Source organism: Ruminococcus flavefaciens, from assembly GCF_900143025.1.
Classification (GTDB): Bacteria; Bacillota; Clostridia; order Oscillospirales; family Ruminococcaceae; genus Ruminococcus; species Ruminococcus flavefaciens_I.
In genome coordinates this window covers 241,409-262,198 of record NZ_FRCT01000002.1, presented here as the reverse complement: position 1 = coordinate 262,198, position 20,790 = coordinate 241,409, and the positions used below count along the sequence as shown (strand labels likewise).

Genomic DNA, 20,790 nt, shown 5'->3' with positions numbered 1-20,790 from the left:
TATATCATACTTTTGTAGGATTGTCAAACGTTTTCTTTAAATTCCTGAAAAAAAGAGAACTAAATTTTAGTCCTCTTTTTTGCTCTTTTTTATAAAATTAGTCTTTAACTCACGGATCTGCTCTTTAAAATGTTTAGGATTATAAATGTTTAATTTAGGGAAGGCTTTAGAAAGTCGTAAAACTGTATAGTTCTTTTCATCTCGAATTTTTGCATATTTTGCGGCAAGTTGGCTGAGTTTTTCGCGCCGCTGAGAAGTTCTTTCATCTAAAGAATTCTTCTTTTCAATGACATATTCAACGCTATCGAATATCTTTTCGCCTGTTTTATCTGATATCTTCCTCATCTCATCAGAAATGCTGTCAAGCAGTTTTAACTTCTTTTTAATATGAATTATAGCAAGAATTGTAATTATCATATCGCTTATAAAGCCGATAAAGAAAACTACAAGTATGGGTATTCCAACAATATGAGGCAGTTTATCAACGAATTTATTTACCGCCGGATGAATAAGTCTTACTGTGACTAAACAAGCAACTCCCCACAGTAAGGAGAATTTGATGCAGATATAGCCTTTTAAATTAAATCGTTCGTGTGAATAGTCCCACCATTTTTGATCAAATATCTTTTCAAGCAGAAAACCTGTTATTAATTCAAGAGCTGTTGTCAGCATAACTGCTCCGAAATACAGAATAAGTATGTTTTCTTTCAATGGTTCCAACGCACCGTAGACAATAATGACTCCAAAGCCGTAAATAGGGCAGTATGGACCATTTAAAAATCCGCGGTTTATGAATTTACCATGTTCCACAGCCTGATAAACAACTTCAAGGCACCAGCCAAAGAAAGCATAAATAACGAAGAAACTCGCAGTTTTATATACAATTAGAGCAGTTTCGTTCATAGCTTAGTATCCAAGCTCCTCTCCAACTATTATTACTTTTATACGTCCCTTATGACGCTGATGTGCTGAAATAAGGTAATTACAGCATATTCGTCCATCTCCGCCGCAACCGTCTGATATCTGTCTTTCATTATTTGAAAGTGAAATACATTCGCCTTTTTCAGCACAGTATGTCGGACAGTTAAGTCTTATGCAATTAGGAGGTGCTGCATCTCTTTTGACTCTTACCTCAGCTTCTTTAAGATCCTTTACTATTTTATTATATCCTGCAATAATTATGACTGATTTAGGTCCAAAAGCAATTGCGGCTATTCGATTACTGTTGCCGTCTACGTTATATAAGCAACCATCCTCGGTTATTGCATTTGAACTTGATATATAAACATCAGCGGAAAAAGCTTTTATGTACAGCTCAGCAACTTCCTCAGGAGTCATTTTCGATCTGTCAAGATAATTGTAATCAGGAGAATTAAGAAGTTCAGCTAAATTACATTCCGCCATTGTCATAGTTCCGCCGTTGGTAATAACATCACCTTTTTTGATAAGCGACTTTACGATATCGGCAACCTTATCCTTTGTTTCAGCGTAATAGAACTCCATATTGTTCTTTTTGAGATTTTCGCCAACTTTTGCGATACGTTTTTCAATTATGACTTTCTTATTGTTATCCATTTTTTATCACTCCGACTATATAAAAATCAGTATGCGGGACATATTTTGCCCCGCATACAATGTAACTAATATCAATTATTCCATATCAGGCTCAAGAACAGCATAGTTTCCGTCATCACGCTTATAAACAACGTTGATCTGACCTGAATCTGCATTTGTGAACATGAAGAACTCGTGGCTGAGCATATTCATCTGGAGAATAGCTTCATCAATATCCATAGGTCTCATCTTGAACTTCTTGTGTTTGATTACTTCGTAATCAACAGTTTCAGGTACAGGATAAGCAAATGCTTCCTTGAAAGCTGTATCCTTTAGTTTCTTCTCAACTTTTGTCTTGTTCTTACGGATCTGTCTTATTATCTTGTCGATCGCATCATCAAGAGCTACATATTTGTCTTCAGCAGAACGCTCTGCACGGAATATAATGCTGTTGTATTTAACAGTAAGCTCAAGGATTATCTGAGTTCTGATCTCAGAAATAACGATCTTAGCATCAGCTTCATCTCCAAAGAACTTACCAAGACGAGAATCGATCCTTTTCTCAGCATATTCGGTAAAATTAGTAGGGATCTGCATTTTTTTAGCTGTGATAGTTGTTTTCATATTGGTCCTCCTTTTAGCTTTGCCAAAAACAAAGCTTTTGTTTATGGTTATATTATACCATAACTTCTGTGGATTTACAAGAGAATTTTATTAATTTTGTTTAAATGCACAAAGGATATATTATTATTTGTTTAATATGACATCAGATATTGTTTTTTAAATTATCAAGCAGTATCTGTGCAATGTATTCTGTTGTTATCCAGCCGCTGTCCTTATCTTCTATAAGAATACAGAAAGCAATAGGGAATGAAGGATCATCTACGAAACCAACAAGCAGAGAATTTTCTTTTGCACCTTCCTGAACCTGTGCAGTACCACTTTTAACACCAACAGGATATCCTGATATAAGATAAGAATATTTATCCGATCCATTGGTGAGCATTATCTGCTTTACAGCAGATGCAGTGCTTTCTGAAAAGATCTTGTCGCTGTACTTAGTCTTTGCCTTGTCTTTTACCGAACCTCTTGTATTTGTAACATGATCTATAAAGTAAGGCATTGTCATTTTTCCTGACCCATTAGCAATTGCACTTTCCCACATCATAAGCTGAATAGGACTTACAAGGGTATCGCCCTGACCGATACAGCCCCACTGAGTTTTGAATTCATATGGATTTTCAAGAGTTGTAGATGCAGTCTCGCACTGTATACCGTCTATATCAATATATTTTGATTTCGCGCCGTTAAGTACGTAGCCCAGCTTTTCATACTGTTTTTTCAGCCTTTCAAAAGGAAGGTCATTATCTTCAATAAGCTGTGCAAAAAACGGATTACAGCTGTTTTCAAATGCTTGCTGTATGTTTTGAGTGCCGTGACCGTAAGCATTATGACAGTCAATATTGCCGCCAGTCTGGTTAATATATTTTCCATTGCAGGTATAGCTTTTTGAATAGAGCAGACCGCTTCCCATTATTTCAAGAGCAGAAATAACTGTGGATACCTTTTGGGTAGAACCCGGAACAGTTTTGTGCAGAGTTTTAGACCAAAGTGTACCATCTTCGAAACTGTTTATGTTTTCATATCCTTTAGTTACATCAAGAGAGGGGAGACTTGCACAAACAAGCATTTCGCCTGTTTTATAGTTATACGCAGTCACACAGCCCTCCATGTAACCATACGCATCAAATACCGCACGATTTGTTGCATGATCGAGAGTTGTATATATAGCAGCTTTACCGCCTTTTTTTAACAGACCGTCAGAGAAATTATAATTATTAAGCTTTTCAAGATTACAAGCAACAATGGTGTTTTCCATTTGTCCTTTGTCATCACCGATTATATTGCCTACATCAAGGAAGTGATTATCAGGATATGAACCGTTTCCTGTACCGTCAAAAAGTACATCGCCCTTTCTGTCATATACATATCCAAGCTGGAGCTTATCAGAATTCATCATATAGAATGATGATTCATGTATTATTTTGAGTACAAGTACTACCATTCCAAGTATAAAGAGAAGGATTATAATGCTTGTTACGCGCTGAGTTCTTTTGATGCTTTTCATTCCTTCCACCTCCATGCCGGAACAGCTTCTGTCTGTTTTTTATTCTTTTGAGAAGCTTTATTTTCTCTGAAAACAGGGGATTGTCCTGCCATCAGCATACCTGTCATAAAGCCGCTAACAAGCAGTGAGCTTCCTCCTGAAGAAATAAACGGAATTGTAACGCCTGTAAAAGGTATAAGATTACATGAACCGAATATATTAAGAGCCATTTGAACAATAAAGGCAGCAGCGATACAAGATGACATTGTCGCATGATAATATGACCTTGTAGGATTAAAAAGAGGAACAGCTGTAATGATTATTATGGTAAGAACCATCATAAGTGCGTATAAAAGTCCCCATTCCTCGCTTACAGTTGCAAATACGATATCATTGTCAAAAGCAAATATATTTGAAAGGAAGCCTCTTCCGGGTCCAACTCCGAACCAGCCTCCGTTGGCGATAGCTATAAGAGCTTGTGACTGCTGGTATCCGTCACCTGTTTTATCACTCCAGATATCAACGTGAAGACGATGCTGAACGTATTCAGGTGCATACTTGAGACCGATAAGCAGACATACAACAATAACCGCGATAACTGCAAAGAGTTTCTTTTTAGAGAATTTAGCTTTTGGGTAGCATATTCTAAGTATAAAACCTACACAGTATATACTTATAAAAGTAGGAAGACTGCCGTAGTCATGAGATTTGACCTGAACAAGGCAAATAGCTGCCATTAAGCAGAAAAGCGATATGTTTTCATATACAACATTAAAGCATAATATCTTATGCTTTTTCTGCTGATCTGCAATCGAAGTTGCACAAGCAAGTACAAATAGTGGTTTAATGAATTCAGAAGGCTGAAGTGTAAATGAACCTATCCTTATCCACATATCATGCTTAACAAGGTCAACGAAAAGGACTAACATAAGAAGTATACCTATACCACCATATATATACTTCTTTTTGTCCTGAAGAAGCTTGTGGTTCTTACAGAGCATATATCCGCATTTGCTTGCTGCAAGACATACGATACAGGTTATGTAGTGCTTGATATTGAATTTGCATATGAAACAGGACTGGAAAATCACGCTCATATTAAGAATAAGTATCAACAAAAAATCAAGAACATACGACATCTGCTTAAAGAAAAGTATCGCAACAAAATAAGCAATGTCAAGAATAATTACAGCTGCACCGAGTATCGCAATATCACGCGGTTCTGAAAAATTACCATTGAACCATATATTGACAAGCATTGCTGAGTGAGCAAAAATTACAAAAATACATGAAAAAATATATGCAACGGGGTTAGCGTACACGTTCCTGCCTCCTTTTTCTGAAGATCAAGCGACGATTACCAAGCTTAATTACATCATTTTCATGAAGTACGGTTTCATGTATAAGATTACCGTTAACGAAAATGCCTGATTTTGAACCTATATCCTTGATAGTCCATATACCATTTGATACAGTAAGCATAGCGTGATAACGTGATACTGACAGATCAGGGAGTCTTATATCAGCCGATGCATGACGGCCGATAAGTACTTCGTCGCAGCCAAGATCGTATATTTTATCCTTTTCTGCAAGCTCCATGTCGTGTGCAAGCTCGTGCCAGTTTTTCTTAGATGATCTCTTTTCACAATATGCCGTTATAATAAGGACAAAAATACATATATCAAGTGCAGCGATTGAAGCAGCACATAATATAAGATTCAGAGAATTCAAGAAGAACACCTCCAATAAAAATAAACATACTGTTTAATTATAACACAAAAAATTAAGAAATGCAATGTTTAAGGCATAATAGTATAATTGCATTAAAAATCCCGAAGAATAGTTCTTCGGGATCTTTTTTTAAATCTCAGTATTTTCTTCTGTTGTCTCAGATGTTGTATCAACAATGTCATTTTCATAAAGAACAGAAGGAGACATTTCACCGCGCATAAGCTTTTCAAAATCATCTCCGTCGATCTTCTCGAATTTAAGAAGATACTTTGCGAGGAAATGCATCTTGTCTGCATTTGCTTTGATAAGCTCTGTACAATCACTGTAAGCCTTTTCAATGATAGAACGTACTTCTTCATCGATCTGAGCAGCAACAGCTTCACTGTAATTTCTTGTATGACCGTAATCCTTACCAAGGAATACTTCATCGTTATCGGAACCGTATACAACAGTACCTATCTTCTTTGAGAAGCCGTATCTTGTAACCATATTACGTGCAGTTGCAGTAGCACGCTCGATATCATTTGAAGCACCTGTACAGATATCATCAATGAAAAGCTCTTCTGCAACACGACCGCCAAGAAGCATAATGATACTTTCACGCATCTGATTCCTTGAAACGTGTCTGTCATCATTATCAGGTCTTGTTACTGTAAGACCTGCTGCCATACCACGCTGAATAATAGTAACCTGATGTACTTTATCCTGAGTCTTTAAGTTATATGCAGCAACTGCATGACCTGCTTCGTGATAAGCTGTAACAAGCTTATCGTGCTCGGTAACAATTCGTGACTTCTTTTCAGGACCTGCAATAACCTTCATGGTAGCTTCTTCAATATCTGCTTCTGTAATTGCAAGACGATTGTTTCTTGCAGCGAGGAGAGCAGCTTCATTCAGTACATTTTCAAGATCCGCGCCTGTAAAGCCCTGAGTTGTTCTTGCGATAGTCTTGATATTTACATCAGGACCAAGAGGCTTGTTTTTAGCATGAACCTGAAGAATTTCTTCTCTTCCCTTAACATCAGGGTATCCTACAACGATCTGCCTGTCAAAACGACCGGGTCTGAGAAGGGCAGGATCGAGAATATCACGTCTGTTAGTTGCAGCAATAACAATTACGCTTTCATTTCCTGTGAAACCATCCATTTCAACGAGAAGCTGGTTAAGTGTCTGCTCACGTTCATCGTGACCGCCGCCAAGACCTGCGCCTCTGTGACGACCTACGGCATCAATCTCATCAATGAAAATAATAGCAGGAGCGTGCTTTTTAGCCTGTTCAAAAAGATCTCTAACTCTTGATGCACCGACTCCGACGAACATTTCAACGAAATCAGAACCGGAAATAGGGAAGAACGGGCAGCCTGCTTCACCTGCAACAGCTCTTGCAAGGAGAGTTTTACCTGTACCTGGAGGGCCTAAAAGGAGAACGCCCTTAGGTACTTTAGCACCGAGATCGGTATATTTCTTTGGATTTTTAAGGTAATCAACGATCTCAACAAGCTCCTGCTTTTCCTCATCAGCACCTGCAACATCTTTGAAAGTAGCTTTTCTTGCGCTTGCACTGCTTTTCAGATTAGCCTTGCCAAAGCTTGTATACTTACCGCCGCCGCCACTTTGCTTCATCATAAAATAGAGGATAGCAACGCCAAGAAGTATTGTAAGGATAACAGGAATAAGTGAATACAGCCATGTTCTGTCTGTTATCTTGATAAAATCCTGTTCCAGAGTTTTCTCTTCATTAGCGTGATGCTCATTATATTCCTTACGATAATCTTTGGTATCTTCAAGGAATATATTTACATTTGGAACGGTATAATGCTTTTCCTTTTCCTGATCTTCAATTCGATAGGTTAGTTCACCTGTTCCGAGGTCGAGTTCATAGTATGATACCTTATAATTATCAAAAAGACTAATTATCTCGGAATATTGAGTTTTATTACTTGTTGAATTAAGTCTTGAGCTTACATAAATAAGCAAAAAGACAGCTGCGATGATCAGCATGAGATAGGTAAAAATACCTTTGCTTTTCTTTGGTGTCAAATTATCCTCTCCATTTCTTACGATCGTATAAACGAAATTTTTAAAAACCTGACTGTATTGTCATCGGGTGCGATACGATCTGCGATACCGATTTTTTCGGCGAGAACAGTTCCGCATTCATCTTCCAGAAAAAGAAGATCCGAACGTTCTTCAGCAGGAATTTTTTCATTGATCAGCTTTTTTACGGAAGAAGTAAAATCTCTTCCTTTTAGTTTTATCTTATCACCGAACCTTCTTGTTCTTACGATAAGCCTTCCTCTTATTTTATCATAATCAGCAACATAAAATGTGGATTTTTTATGAACGGCTTCAAATTTCTTCAAATTATCACATTCTATTATCTCACATTTGACATTACAATTATTGATGATATTATCAGTTCCAATAACAATATCAGCGGAAATAACGCCTTCTACAGGCTTTTCTATAATTTTCAATTCAATGATATCATTTCCGGCTTCAAGGAAGAAATGACCTGAAATATTTATTTTTCCGCCATTAAGAAGTATATCATCAGCTTCTTCAAGTCTTCTGAACGAGTAGGGGAGTTGATTATCCGCAAGAAGACGCGATATACAGCGTTTTCTTATTACAGGATCGTACTCGCCGAGACCGATCAGCTTGTTGCATTTTCTGCATTTATTCTCTGCCTGAGAGACAATCCTTTCGATAAACTCATTTTCCTCTCGGATATTGCTAATTGTATTTACAGATGTTTCATTTACAGATGAATTTATTTCAGCCAGTAAAGGAACTATTTTATGTCTGATCTTATTTCTTGTATAATCATCTGACAGATTGGTACTGTCCGTAACATATGACTGACTCAATGATGCGAGATGTTCTTCGATCTCACGACGTGTAACTGTCAGAAGAGGTCTTATTATATTGCCGCGTATAACAGGAATACCCGAAAGTCCTTTAACACCTGTACCGCGTGAAAGATTAAGAATTACAGTTTCGAGATTGTCATTAGCATTGTGAGCGGTTGCGAGCTTTTTACCTACAGAGCTTTCGGCAAAGATCCTGTATCTCAGCTTTCTCGCAGCTTCTTCTACAGAAATACCTTCCGAAGCTGAAAGTGCATTAACATCACAGGATACAGCATTAAACGGGATTTCGAGACTTTTGCAAAGATCTCGGCAGAAATCTTCATCTCTGTCGCTTTCTTTACCTCGTAAGCAGTGATTTACATGGATAGCCTCAACGTTTATATCAAGCTTTTCCTTCAATGCAAAAAGTGATAAAAGGAGTGCAACACTGTCTGCTCCGCCTGATAATCCGCATACAACCGTATCTCCTCTGCTAAGCAGTGAATTTTTTAAAATAAAATCGTAAACCTTGGTTAACATAATCATATATTTTCAGGTGCTTCACTGTAATCAGGATTTGAGAAACGAGTATACTGACCGTCCCATATAAGCTCAACTGTACCTGTTTCACCGTGTCGGTTTTTAGCAACAATACATTCTGATATGTTCTGTCGCTGACTTTCTTTATTGTAATATGCTTCACGGTAAAGGAAAAGAACGATATCAGCGTCCTGCTCGATAGAACCCGATTCACGAAGATCGGAAAGCATAGGTCTTTTATCTGTACGGCTTTCAACAGCACGGGAAAGCTGTGAAAGAAGTATTACAGGAACATTGAGCTCTTTAGCCATGACTTTAAGCTGTCGGGTTATTTCACTGATAACAGTAACTCTGTTATCTGAATGCGAGGTTGACTCCATGAGCTGTAAATAGTCGATGATAACTAATCCGAGGTTTTTAGTTCTTCTAAGCTTAGCCTTCATCTGCTGAACGGTCATACTTGCTGTATCGTCGATATACAAGGGGATAGTGCTGAGATAGCCCGCACTTGTTGCAAGTTTTACCCAGTCTTCACCTGTTATTCGTCCGTTTCTCAGTGTATTTGATTCAACAAGAGCTTCTGTCGAAAGTATTCTTGTAGCAAGCTGTTCCTTTGACATTTCGAGGTTGAAAGTAACGACTTCCTTTTCAGAGCGTCGCGCTACATTTGTAGCTATATTCATAGCAAAAGAAGTCTTACCCATACCTGGTCTTGCAGCAATTATGATCAGATCAGACTTGTTAAGGCCTGATGTAATACTATCAAGAAGAGTAAATCCTGTTCGTGCACCGACATATTTTTCCTTGTCAGGACCTGATATTTTGCCAAGTCTGTCATACGCCTCAGCAATAGCGTCCGAAAGGGGAACAAGTCCCTTGACATCTCTGCCCTGTCTTATATCGTATATTTTCTGTTCAGCAGCATCAAGAAGCAGCTGCGCATCTTGTTCACCTGACTGAACATCATCAAGAATAGCTCTTGCAACATAGCTGAGACTTCTGAGAAAATATTTATCAGCAACGATCTTGCAATAGCTTTGTATATTTGAAGTCGATGGCAGCATATTGCCAATTTCCGCAAGATAACGTCTACCCTCGGCAGGACTCTCAAAAATATGCTGTTTTTCAGCTTCATTAAGCACTGTAACGATATCGACAGGTAAACTCATAGAATTCATCTGAAGCATTATGGAATACAGCGCCTTATGCTGTTCGTTATAGAAATATTCAGGTTTTATCAGTTCAATAACATCGGAAAGAACCGATGGCTGAGAGATTATAGCTCCCAGAACAGATTGCTCCGCCTCGATACTGTGAGGTAGCTCACGGGAAGAGAGCAGGATCTCATTTTCGTCCATATTATTCACCGATCAGCCTTCGCTGACTTCAACATCAATTGTTTCGGTTATACCGTTATAAAACTTGATAGAAGCTGTATAAGAACCGAAATTCTTTATATCTGTGCTGAGTGTGATCTTCTTTTTATCCAGTTGAACACCGAACTGCTTTGAAATAGCTTCAGCAACGTGTGCTGCGGTAACTGAGCCGAAGAGCTTGCCGTTAGAGCCTGCTTTAGCTATGATATTTACTTTTTTGCCTTTGAGCTTTGCAGCTGCTTCCTTGGCAGCCTGTATATCCATATCTATCTTATGCTGTGCAGAAGCCTGTGCGCCTTCGAGCTTATTCATATTAGCTGCGGTAGCTTCTACAGCGTATCCCTTAGGTATAAGCATATTGCGTGCATAGCCGTCTGCTACATTTTTAAGTTCACCTTTTTTGCCTGAACCTTTTACATCCTGTAAGAAAATTACTTTCATATTTATACCGACCTTTCTTTTTATGGCTCCGAACTGTTTTTTCGACAGTCGTCAATAGCGTAAATAAGTGCTTTAACAGCGTCTGCGACCTCGATATTCTCAAGCTGAGTCGCTGCCATCGTCTGGTGACCGCCTCCGCCGAGCTGTTCCATTATTATTTGAACATTAAGTGCGCCGAGAGAGCGTGCTGAAATATTGATAGTATTCTGTGTTTTATAGATAACAAATGATGCGTCAACATCTGTTATACTGAGAAGCTCATCTGCTGCCTGCGGAGCAACCAGTCTTATATCATCCGAAACGAAATCAGCTGCAGCAATAGCACAGTGATTATGTATTTTTGCAGATGCTACGATCTGAGTTTTTCTCCTGTAGGAATCAATTGAATTTGAAAACAGAAGCTTTACGGCAACAGTATCTGCACCGAGCTTTTTAAGAAAAGCAGCAGCCTCAAATGTTCTTACGCCTGTACGCATTACAAAATTTTTAGTATCAAGCATTATTCCGGCAAGAAGAGCATCTGCGTGACAGCTTGCTATCTTTTCGTCTGAATTATAATTGAAATACTGGATTATCTCAGTAACCATTTCCGATGCAGATGAAGCGTAAGGCTCATGGTGGAAGATAACTGCATCGTCAATAAAGTTGACTGTTTTTCTATGATGATCCACAACAACTACTGAATGGGCTTTTTCGTAAAGCGCACGGCTTTCAACATAGTCCTTATTATGGGTGTCTACAATAATGAGGATATCATTCGGACCGATCATGCTTTCAGCATCACTCGGTGTAACAAACAGACCGCAGTCTGTTTCTGCGTCAATGGTGTCAATTAGATTAGAAGCGAGGTTTTTGGTGCGATCGACGGCTATATAAGCTTCTTTTCCAAGAATAGAAACAGCTCCCGCAAGTCCGCAGGCTGCCCCGACAGAGTCAAGATCGCCAAAGCGATGTCCCATAATGAACACTCTGTCAGAACTTACTATAAGATCCTGCAATGCGTTTGCAATAATTCGTGTCTTGGAACGAGAACGCTTCTCAACGCCTTTAGAAACACCGCCGAAAAACCTGTATCCGCTTTCTGTTTTTACTACAGCCTGATCTCCGCCTCTGCCAAGCGCCATATCAAGGCACTGACGAGCGATCCTTTCACTTTCTGAAAGTGAGGAAGCTCCCTGACCAACACCAATGGAGAAGGTGAGAGGGTATTTTCCGGCTATCTTGATATTCCTTGCAGCATCAAGAAGCTTGAATTTACCGTTTATAACTTCTTTAAGATGACGATTTTCGAGAACTGCAAAGAAAGTATTTGCAGAAGTCTTCTTAATAAAGCCGTTTGTTGTGCTCATAAAGTTTTCAATGAGCTTTTCTGTCTCAACAGAGGTCTGAGCTTTTTCACTTTCTTTTGCGTTCTGCATTATATCGTCATAATTATCAATAGTAATGACCACAACATTGGGGTGAGACTCGTCCATGCTTTTCTTTATACTATAATAACTCGTATCATCATGGAAATAAAGGACAAGAAACGACATATCTTTTTTGGTGAATTTTTCAGCTGTAACGTTATATATGCAGCCATTTAACGGACAGAGCGCAGAGCCATTGGTGGAAAGCGACTCAAGGTCGATCTTAACAAAGCCCTCAAAATCATGTCCGTATACGTCTTGTCCGAGACCGATCTTTTCTGCAAAGATCTGATTGTACCAAACAAATTTCTTATTATCATCTATTACAGCAACAGGCGCAGGAAGCGAATTCATGAACTCGGCAGCAGAGCTTTCGAGATGCTGATTCATTTTTGATATCCTTCGCATCGCGTTTCTTGAATAGATAATAGTATAGACAATACAAGCAAAGATAAGTGTCACAGCTGAAATGGAAACTATATTAACAACTTTATCGCTGTGGTCTGTCAGCAGAAATGTGACCGTCAGAGCTCCAAGTGCAAGGAGATGCAGGATCAGCAGAACTGCAGGAAATTTATTTTTCAACTTAAATCTCCTTTCGGAAAATCACGTCTCCATAATTATAGGAAGGATCATAGGACTGCGCTTTGTTTTCTGATAAATATAATCAGAAAGTGCATCACGAAGCTTTCCTTTGAGAGAATTCCACTCTCTTAATTCACTTGCCGAGCAATTTGCGAGAGTATCAGTGAGAAGGCCTTTAGCTTCTTCCATAAGTTCTTCGGACTCTCGTACATATACAAATCCTCTGGATATTATATCAGGACCCGCAACTATTTCATTTGTGCTTCTTTCAATTCCGATAACGATTATGATAAGACCGTCCTGAGCAAGATGTTTTCTGTCTCTGAGAACTATCGAGCCGACATCGCCTACACCAAGACCGTCTACCAGAACTCTTCCCGCAGGCACCTGAGAAACAACCTTCATGGTATTGCCATCTGTTTCGATAACATTTCCTATTTCTGCAATTATTACATTTTCACTTGGAAGGCCCATTTGCTTTGCAAGATCAGCGTGTTTTTTGAGATGCTTGTACTCTCCGTGAACAGGAATAAAGAACTTTGGCTTTGTAAGAGCCTGCATAAGCTTTAATTCTTCCTGACAGGCATGACCTGAAACATGGACTTCGTACATAGCCTCATAAACAACTTCCGCACCTGATTTCATAAGCTCATTTACAACTCTGGTAACGAACTTTTCGTTGCCCGGAATAGGAGTAGCAGAGATGATTATGAAGTCCATAGGAGTGATATTGACCTTTTTATGGTCATTCATAGCCATTCTTGTAAGAGCAGACATTGGTTCGCCCTGACTTCCTGTAGTGATAAGAACTATCCTCTCGCTCTCATAGCGGTTCATCATTTCAATATCAATGAATATACCGTCAGGAACATCAAGATAGCCAAGCTCGATAGCTGTATTAATAACATTTACCATGCTTCTTCCGAACACAGCGACCTTTCTGCCGTATCTCTCAGCACAGTTTACGATCTGCTGTACACGGTGGATATTAGATGAGAATGTAGCGATTATTATACGCTTACCCTCACCTTTCTGGAAAAGCTTATCAAACGACTCGCCGACTGTTCGCTCTGAATGAGTATAACCTGCACGTTCTGCATTGGTAGAGTCTGCCATCAGTGCAAGTACACCGCGGCTTCCAAGTTCGCCAAATCTGGCAAGATCAATGATCTTACCGTCGATAGGGGAATAATCGACCTTAAAGTCGCCTGTATGAACTATAACACCTGCCGGAGTATGGATAGCCATACCTACCGAATCAGGGATAGAATGGTTGACCTTTATGAATTCAACAGCCATACAGCCCATTTTCACAGTCTTTTTAGGCTCAACGATATTGAGATTTACCTTTCCGTAAAGTCCCTGCTCCTTGAGTTTTCCTTCAATAAGACCTATTGTAAGGCGTGTTGCATAAACAGGCACATTTATCTTTTTAAGAAGATAGGCAAGTCCGCCTATGTGGTCCTCATGTCCATGAGTTATAACGATACCTCTGATCTTCTCCTTATTGCGTTCAACATAGGTAAAATCAGGGATAACTATATCAACACCCGGCATATCCGCATCAGGAAAAGCAAGACCGCAGTCAAGAATGAAAATATCGTTTGAACATTCAAATACAGTCATATTCTTACCGATCTCATTAAGACCGCCAAGAGGAATTATCTTTACCGGAGTTTTCTTAACTTCCTTAGGTTTTCTGCTTGTTTTAGGCTTTGTTGTAGCAGCTGTTTCAGCCTTTACCTTCTTCTCGCTTACGGTTTTCTCTTTTGCAGATGTTCTCTTACGGTAAGTTCTTTTAGGCGCAGTTGCAGAATTCTGCTTTGTCCTTGTGTTTTTTTCTTTTTCGTTCACTATATGACCTCGCTTTCAAAAATAGGGAAAACTTCCGCATGAACGACGCGAAAGTCTTGAAAATATGTAGAAGGCATCGGAAAAATAATATAAAACTAACCACCGCTTATAAAAGCAGCTAAAATTGGCGATAAAAATACTGACCACATATAAACAGGCGAACGTACAAGCTCTTTTACTCCTGAGCCGAACCTGATAAAAATATGTGACCAATTTAATATTTGAATTCCGAAGCAATTATACCGCGAATCGCCCTGCGGTTATATCTTAATGACGTTTTTTGTCATAAAAGCCTTAATATATCAAACCCACTGCATCTGTATGAGCAGGCACAATTATTCACACTATAATTATACAAAAACAAATTGCTTATGTCAATAGAAAAAGGACTACAAAACCAACATTTGGCAAAATCAATAAATTTTTACATACGGTTGAATTTATTGTGGTATTAGATAATTATTATATGCTGTATTATTGGCAAAAAAAGACGCACAACGCTAAATCCGCATATTATTTATTGACAGTATCTGAATGTTTTATTCCTTTTACATGATTCATGAGTAAAATAAGTCCGATAATATTGAAAAAAGCCATTAATCCGTTAAAAATATCCGATATCGTCCACGCTTTTTCAGCTTTGATAATTGCCCCCAGTGCTGCAACAAAGGAAAAAACGAACGAAAATACTGTTCTTAAACCTTTAGGAGCAAGAAAAAGAAAAGCCGTTTCACCGCAGTAATACCAACCTATAACTGTACAGAAAGCAAATACTATCATTAAAATAGCAATAATATGACCTGAATAATGTCCTGAAATAAGGCTGAAGGCTCCTTGAACAGTACCGTCAGATGATGCAGAAAGTATAGTTATCGCAGTAATCGTGCAGCATATCATCGTATCTATAAAGACCTCAAACATGGCGCACATTCCCTGTAATTCATCATCTTTAAAGTTATCAGCCGAACTGTGAAGTATAGGCGAGCTGCCAAGCCCTGCTTCATTTGAAAAAACACCCCGTCGTATTCCCACCGAGACAGCTCTTTTTATACCGTATCCCGATATTCCGCCGATACACTGCTCAAATCCTAAAGCTTCCTTAAATATTCTTGTAAACACATTCGGAAGCTCTGAACGCGTTTTATAAATAACAACTATACAAACAGCTACATAAAATACAGTCGCAAAGGGCAGAAATATCTTCGCGGCGTTTTCTATTCTTTTTGCCCCTCCGCAGACAATAGAAACAACAACAATAAATACGATCGCTGACAAGTAAAATGGGCTTATTCTTGAACAGCACTTTATACTTTCTGACATTGCGTTGATCTGTACCATTCCGCCCATTCCGAATGACGCCAATAAACAGCAGAACGAAAAGGCTGATGCAAGCTTTATACAGCCTGTACCCTTAGTAAGGTATGCCATAGGTCCTTTAAGCCGTTCATCGCTGTACCTTGCAGACAGGCTGTTTTCAGCATATACAGTCGCCATTCCGAGAAATGCCGATATCCACATCCAGAAGACCGCACCTGCTCCGCCTATAGCTATTGCTGAGGCAACTCCCGTAATATTACCCGTTCCCATTGCTGTACCAAGTGACATACATAGTGTTCTGAACTGTTTTTTGCGTATTTCCTTATTGCGAAAGCTTTTAAACAAATATGGGAACATTCTGAATTGTATTGCTTTCAGCCTGAACGTATACATGGTACCTATCAATAAAAGCAAAACAATTAATCCGTTGCCCCATATCAAAGCATTTATTTTTTCGAGCATAAATATCATTTTTCTCCTGTTTTAAGCGTTAAAGTTTACAATTTGTTTTTAATTTTCCTTTTACATTAAATTTTATTTGTGTTATAATAAAAATATACTTTGAAAGGGGGAGGAGAATGAAACAATATATACCTGACAGGCGTTGTCTCAGCACATTGCGCATACTTATTACAGCTGCATCAGTTATAATTATTGCTGCAGCCAGATATTTTCTGCCGATGGATAATGTTGTTTTTGCAATAACCCTCGGAACTATCGCAGTTGCCTGCTTTGAGATGTTTATTCATTTACCTCTCTATTTTTCTTCCATAAGCTATATAGCGACTAAAACCGAGGTGATAAAAAGCAGCGGCGTTTTTATAAAGGTACATCAATCCGTAAGATATTCCTCTGTTCAATATACAACAGTCATAAGCAGTCCTTTTTCACAGTATACGGGATTTAATTTTATAATATTCTTTGTTTACGGTGGTCAGCTTCGTCTGCTTTTTCTGAAACAGTCTGACGCAAAGGAAATAATAAAGCTTTCCGGCACTATTAATTTAAGGGGGGACAGGTATGTACCATGAGCACCCCATAAAAATGCTGAAATACTCGGCAAAGAATATATGGCTCCTTGTTTTTCCGCTTATGCGCGGTATTTATACCTATCATTTTGATAAAGACTGGTTCTACAGCTGGGTAAAGGGTGCATGGTTCGATATCGCTGTACTTGGGGCTATCCTTGTTTTCGGATTTGTAAGGTGGTTTTTCTCCCGAATAGATTTTACAAGTGAGGAGATAATTCATCGTGACGGTGTTTTTGTAAGAGTCAATACCTATATTCCGTACAAAAATATAAGTTCAACAACCGTAGAACAGCCATTTTATCTTGCACCGTTCAAAGCTCTGAGATTTCGATGTGATACCCGTGCAGGCATATTCAAGACAGTTGATATGAAGCTTATTGTCGGTAAAAAGGCTTTTGAAGCGATAATGCTCCATATGCCCGATATAAATGAAAAGAAAAAAATAGAAGGACTTCCTCAAATCAATATGCTGTCAGTCCTTTTGTTTTCGATTTTTTTCTCAAGCGGTTTTTCCGGAACGATATACGTTGCTACTTTTTTCTTTAAAGGCGGCGATATTGCTTACAACATCATAAGTCGTTCCCTTAATCTTATTACAGCAGAAACTGCTAAAATATCAGAAAAATTAGTATTGAAAATTCCTACAGCAGCTCTTTTTATAGGTGTTTTCTTTATTATTTCATGGTTTCTGTCATTCCTTGTCAATCTTTTCAGATACGGAAAATTTGTCATAGAATGTGACAAAAAGTACATGAAGATAGGCTATGGTATACTTAACAGAAAAGAATATCGTATAAAAACTTCTCATATAAATTATACAGACCTGAGGCAAAATCTTATTATGAAGCTTTTCGGCGCAGTTGCGGTAAATATCAATTGTCCCGGTTATGGTTCTTCCAAAAACAGGCTTCCTGTGCTTTTGCCTGTAAAATTCGAAAAAAATCTGAGTAAAGATCTTAATGCAATCGGTATTTACAGCGGAATAAAAAATGATTACAGTGCTCAGCCCGCGGGAATTGGTTCATATCTGCTGATTCCGCTTTTAGTTACGTCACTGATAATCCCTTCGCATGATTGGATAGCACGATTATATCCTCGCTTTGAGGAACTATCGTTTTTTATAGCGGTAATGCTTGAAATACCCGCTGTATGGTTCGTAATAGTTAAATTCGTTGCTCTTTTAACGAGCGGAGTTGCTTTATATGAGGATAAAATAATGGTCAGATGCTCAGCATGGACGAGATTTCATACAGTAGTATCGGAAAAAGAGAAAGTCATTAAAATCGAACTGGAACAAAATCTTCTTCAGGCAATGAACGGCAGATGCGCTATGAGCATATGGTTTGAAGGTGAAGAACACAAAAGATTCAGGATAAAGGCTATGAAAGCATCTGAAGTGCAAAAGATAGCCCAAAAGCTCGGATATGATCTTGGCAGTAAAGTTAGTGCTTGACTTTTGTCAAAAAAAATGATATCATTATCAGGTGAGCAGACTATGCGGTAGCGGAAACGTTTATGTTTACGAGGAAAGTCCGGGCATCATAGAGCAGGATAGCTGCTAACGGCAGCCGAGGGTGACCTTAGGGCAAGTGCAACAGAGATATACTGCCGTCTTATGACGGTGATGGTGGAAAGGCGAGGTAAGAGCTCACCAGAGTACTGGAGACAGTACTGCTATGTAAACCCTATTCGATGCAACGTCTATTGGTGCTTGTTATCTTAACGTCTGCTCGGCGGATAATAAGTAATGACGGCTTCAGCTTATCGGCGACGATAAGCGTAGATAAATTACCGCACCCGACAGAACCCGGCTTATCGGTCTGGTCACAATAAAAAAGAGAGCGTAAGCTCTCTTTTTTATTTATAATACTGATATTAGTCTCTCCACATTTTCCTGTATGCAAAACAGGTCAGATTTTCGGCTTTTTTGAATTGTCTCGCAAAATAGCTCTGATCGTTGAATCCACATAAATGAGCTATTTCTTCAACGGATTTATCAGAGAAACGCAAAAGATTTTTTCCGTAATTAATACGTGCATTGATTATATGCTGGAATATCGTCTTGCCGTATATTCGTTTGTATTCTCTTGTAAGATAGTATTTGCTTATGTAAAACTGAGATGAAAGCTTCTCAAGCGAAAGATCCTCAGTAAAATGATCATCAATGTAATTATTTACAGCTGCAAGCTTCTGCTTCAAAGCCGAATCATACTGCTGATCTGATATATTGACTGAAAGTGCAAGGGTAAGGATATCAACTATATATTTTGATGTGGCTATTTCCGCATCAGGTTCTTTTTTTTCGTTGACTTCGAGTATATCCGTTATCGCAGAAACGACTTTGTCAAAGAAAGCAGGTCTGAAAACGTTTTTTGACTGTGATATAAAATAATCATAATATTGCTGTGAGGTAGCTCCGTTAAAATGTATCCATAAAAGCTCCCACGGGTCTCTGTCCGAGCTTTTATAAAAAAACGGTGATCTGCAATCAATAAAGAAACAATCTCCTTGTTCAAGCCTGAGATTTTCTCCATTGACTGAAAGTACACCTTTGCCGCTTACAACAGCGGCAATGAGAAAAGATTCCAGATCCTGACGCTGTATAGCAGCATTTTCCTCCGATTTCGCGCAGCCTGCTTCCTGTATATAAAAGAAAGTACTTTTTGCGGAGGGGCTTGGTGTACAGATTATTCTTTTTGAAAGCTTGTTTCCGAAACTTTTATTTTCAGTATTATCCACGTAAACACGCTCCTTTGCTCAGTAAGAGCAATATTGTACTAATATTATATCATAAAACAGCATATAAATCAATGTCTGTAAAAAATGCTCATTTTTATACTGCATCGAACCTGTATTACAAAAATAAGAGAAAAGCTATAATAATACCGATCAAACTCAGAATTATGATATGCCGTCTGTATTTTAAAATACGATTTCTGCCTTGCTTTGCAGAAATAAGTGCAGATAGCACGCGCTGCGCTTCTTTTTGTGATACAGCCTCAGGCAATATAGTTATATTTGGTCTGACATAGAGAACAGCTTTCTCAAAATATAAGCTGTCGGGATTATTGATCTCTATGATCTTCTTATTTACACCTTTTATCATAATACCTCCGATGAAAATATTCATCGAGATTATTGGCATAAAAAAGTTCTGTTATTCACTTTGTTTGGAAATACTTCGGATATAGTGAAAAAGATACTGTTGGGCTATTCCTGCATCTTTTTTCGCAAATTCAGGAAAACCGTCAGGGTAATACTCGGCAAGAACACGTTTTATCCATACATCTACAGGAAATGCTTCTGTTCGGTACATACCGAATAAAAGCACACATTCTGCAACCTTCGGACCTACTCCCTTTATCTGTTTATGTGCAGTTCTTGCTTCGTCTATAGGCATTTTTGAAATTTCAGCAAGATCTATCTCACCGTTTGCAACCTTAGAAGCTGCATCAGCAATATATTTTGCTCTGAACCCACTGCGCAGATATGCGAGAGAGTCGGCAGTTTCCTTGGAAAGCTTTTTGTAATCTGGAAATTTACCGTGATAATTCTCACAAAGGCGATCTATAATGCCTTTTATTCTCGGAATATTATTATTCTGGGAAATAATAAAGGAAATAAGACATTCCCAGCTATCCTGTCTCAGTAAACGGATTCCACCTGCGAATTTGCAAGCCTTTGAAAGCGTTTCGTCCTCAGAAAAGATCTTTTTCAGTTCTGAGTAATCTGTTTCAAAATCAAAATAGTCTATCCATTTTGAGATAAAGTCATTTTCATCTGTATTATGAAATATAAAACTCCCTTTATCTGTCTGTGAAATAGTAAGCTTATCATTGATAAAAGCCCCCTCATATGTACATATGTAATCAGACGGTATCTTTTTCCAGCGGAAAGCCTGTCCGCAGTCAAGTGTTTCGTCAAGATCAAGATCAGGCTCGTAAACTATGATATCGTTTCCTTGTACTCTATAATCCATAATATCCTCCTTAA

At 38.5% G+C, this 20,790-nt stretch carries 17 protein-coding genes and 1 other RNA gene; 3 read left to right on the top strand and 15 right to left on the bottom strand.

Annotated features, from left to right (window positions below):
• Positions 1-66 precede the first annotated feature (66 nt).
• From BUB28_RS03420 to BUB28_RS03360, 13 genes are all read right to left on the bottom strand, one after another.
• Positions 67-903 carry a putative ABC transporter permease gene (locus tag BUB28_RS03420; protein ID WP_072948767.1) on the bottom strand — a complete coding sequence of 279 codons (837 nt, stop codon included), beginning with the start codon at positions 901-903 and terminating at the stop codon, positions 67-69.
• Positions 904-906: 3 nt separating this feature from the next.
• Entirely contained in the window at positions 907-1,575 is a 669-nt protein-coding gene (locus BUB28_RS03415) for a lactate utilization protein (protein ID WP_072948765.1), read from the bottom strand.
• 75 nt (positions 1,576-1,650) lie between these two features.
• Entirely contained in the window at positions 1,651-2,178 is a 528-nt protein-coding gene (hpf, locus tag BUB28_RS03410; RefSeq protein ID WP_072948763.1) for a ribosome hibernation-promoting factor, HPF/YfiA family, read from the bottom strand.
• 142 nt (positions 2,179-2,320) lie between these two features.
• On the bottom strand, positions 2,321-3,682 hold the full coding sequence (locus tag BUB28_RS03405) for a penicillin-binding transpeptidase domain-containing protein (RefSeq protein WP_072948760.1): 1,362 nt from the start codon (positions 3,680-3,682) through the stop codon (positions 2,321-2,323).
• A complete protein-coding gene (locus tag BUB28_RS03400; RefSeq protein ID WP_242939923.1) occupies positions 3,679-4,920 on the bottom strand; it encodes an FtsW/RodA/SpoVE family cell cycle protein in 1,242 nt (413 codons plus the stop codon). Before BUB28_RS03400 ends, BUB28_RS03405 begins: the two co-directional genes overlap by 4 nt.
• Before the next feature lie 52 nt (positions 4,921-4,972).
• Positions 4,973-5,401, bottom strand: a complete 429-nt coding sequence (locus BUB28_RS03395) for an FHA domain-containing protein (protein WP_242939922.1) — start codon at positions 5,399-5,401, stop codon at positions 4,973-4,975.
• Positions 5,402-5,521: 120 nt separating this feature from the next.
• On the bottom strand, positions 5,522-7,393 hold the full coding sequence (ftsH, locus tag BUB28_RS03390; RefSeq protein ID WP_081373367.1) for an ATP-dependent zinc metalloprotease FtsH: 1,872 nt from the start codon (positions 7,391-7,393) through the stop codon (positions 5,522-5,524).
• 56 nt (positions 7,394-7,449) lie between these two features.
• Positions 7,450-8,784: a tRNA lysidine(34) synthetase TilS gene (gene tilS, locus BUB28_RS03385; protein WP_175547788.1), complete on the bottom strand. Its 1,335-nt coding sequence runs from the start codon at positions 8,782-8,784 to the stop codon at positions 7,450-7,452.
• 2 nt (positions 8,785-8,786) lie between these two features.
• Positions 8,787-10,142, bottom strand: a complete 1,356-nt coding sequence (dnaB, locus tag BUB28_RS03380) for a replicative DNA helicase (protein ID WP_072948748.1) — start codon at positions 10,140-10,142, stop codon at positions 8,787-8,789.
• Positions 10,143-10,154: 12 nt separating this feature from the next.
• Positions 10,155-10,601 (bottom strand): 50S ribosomal protein L9, encoded by a 447-nt coding sequence (gene rplI / locus BUB28_RS03375; protein WP_072948746.1) that lies wholly within the window; start codon positions 10,599-10,601, stop codon positions 10,155-10,157.
• A gap of 20 nt (positions 10,602-10,621) precedes the next feature.
• Complete coding sequence (locus BUB28_RS03370) at positions 10,622-12,595, bottom strand: DHH family phosphoesterase (protein WP_072948744.1); 1,974 nt, start codon at positions 12,593-12,595, stop codon at positions 10,622-10,624.
• 21 nt (positions 12,596-12,616) lie between these two features.
• Positions 12,617-14,449 carry a ribonuclease J gene (locus BUB28_RS03365; protein ID WP_072948735.1) on the bottom strand — a complete coding sequence of 611 codons (1,833 nt, stop codon included), beginning with the start codon at positions 14,447-14,449 and terminating at the stop codon, positions 12,617-12,619.
• A gap of 513 nt (positions 14,450-14,962) precedes the next feature.
• Positions 14,963-16,228, bottom strand: coding sequence for an alanine/glycine:cation symporter family protein (locus tag BUB28_RS03360; RefSeq protein WP_072948947.1), 1,266 nt, complete (start codon positions 16,226-16,228; stop codon positions 14,963-14,965).
• A gap of 116 nt (positions 16,229-16,344) precedes the next feature.
• Between BUB28_RS03360 and BUB28_RS03355 the strand changes: the two genes are divergently transcribed.
• The 3 genes from BUB28_RS03355 to rnpB all read left to right on the top strand — a co-directional run bounded on the left by BUB28_RS03355 (position 16,345) and on the right by rnpB (position 18,628).
• On the top strand, positions 16,345-16,797 hold the full coding sequence (locus BUB28_RS03355) for a hypothetical protein (protein WP_072948732.1): 453 nt from the start codon (positions 16,345-16,347) through the stop codon (positions 16,795-16,797).
• Positions 16,787-18,250, top strand: a complete 1,464-nt coding sequence (locus BUB28_RS03350) for a PH domain-containing protein (RefSeq protein WP_072948730.1) — start codon at positions 16,787-16,789, stop codon at positions 18,248-18,250. The genes BUB28_RS03355 and BUB28_RS03350 overlap by 11 nt, the downstream gene beginning before the upstream one ends.
• Positions 18,251-18,282: 32 nt before the next feature.
• Positions 18,283-18,628, top strand: an RNA gene (rnpB, locus tag BUB28_RS03345) — RNase P RNA component class A.
• A gap of 44 nt (positions 18,629-18,672) precedes the next feature.
• Here the strand turns inward: rnpB and BUB28_RS03340 are convergent.
• A complete protein-coding gene (locus tag BUB28_RS03340; RefSeq protein ID WP_072948728.1) occupies positions 18,673-19,536 on the bottom strand; it encodes an AraC family transcriptional regulator in 864 nt (287 codons plus the stop codon).
• Positions 19,537-19,954: 418 nt separating this feature from the next.
• A complete protein-coding gene (locus BUB28_RS03330) occupies positions 19,955-20,776 on the bottom strand; it encodes a DNA-3-methyladenine glycosylase family protein (RefSeq protein WP_072948725.1) in 822 nt (273 codons plus the stop codon).
• Positions 20,777-20,790: the final 14 nt, after the last annotated feature.

Bases quoted from the DNA above. Each gene is read 5' to 3' on its own strand.
- BUB28_RS03420 (WP_072948767.1), bottom strand. From the start codon at position 903: ATGAACGAAACTGCTCTAATTGTATATAAAACTGCGAGTTTCTTCGTT.
- BUB28_RS03415 (WP_072948765.1), bottom strand. From the start codon at position 1,575: ATGGATAACAATAAGAAAGTCATAATTGAAAAACGTATCGCAAAAGTT.
- hpf (WP_072948763.1), bottom strand. From the start codon at position 2,178: ATGAAAACAACTATCACAGCTAAAAAAATGCAGATCCCTACTAATTTT.
- BUB28_RS03405 (WP_072948760.1), bottom strand. From the start codon at position 3,682: ATGAAAAGCATCAAAAGAACTCAGCGCGTAACAAGCATTATAATCCTT.
- BUB28_RS03400 (WP_242939923.1), bottom strand. From the start codon at position 4,920: ATGCTTGTCAATATATGGTTCAATGGTAATTTTTCAGAACCGCGTGAT.
- ftsH (WP_081373367.1), bottom strand. From the start codon at position 7,393: ATGCTGATCATCGCAGCTGTCTTTTTGCTTATTTATGTAAGCTCAAGA.
- tilS (WP_175547788.1), bottom strand. From the start codon at position 8,784: ATGTTAACCAAGGTTTACGATTTTATTTTAAAAAATTCACTGCTTAGC.
- dnaB (WP_072948748.1), bottom strand. From the start codon at position 10,142: ATGGACGAAAATGAGATCCTGCTCTCTTCCCGTGAGCTACCTCACAGT.
- rplI (WP_072948746.1), bottom strand. From the start codon at position 10,601: ATGAAAGTAATTTTCTTACAGGATGTAAAAGGTTCAGGCAAAAAAGGT.
- BUB28_RS03360 (WP_072948947.1), bottom strand. From the start codon at position 16,228: ATGCTCGAAAAAATAAATGCTTTGATATGGGGCAACGGATTAATTGTT.
- BUB28_RS03355 (WP_072948732.1), top strand. From the start codon at position 16,345: ATGAAACAATATATACCTGACAGGCGTTGTCTCAGCACATTGCGCATA.
- BUB28_RS03350 (WP_072948730.1), top strand. From the start codon at position 16,787: ATGTACCATGAGCACCCCATAAAAATGCTGAAATACTCGGCAAAGAAT.
- BUB28_RS03330 (WP_072948725.1), bottom strand. From the start codon at position 20,776: ATGGATTATAGAGTACAAGGAAACGATATCATAGTTTACGAGCCTGAT.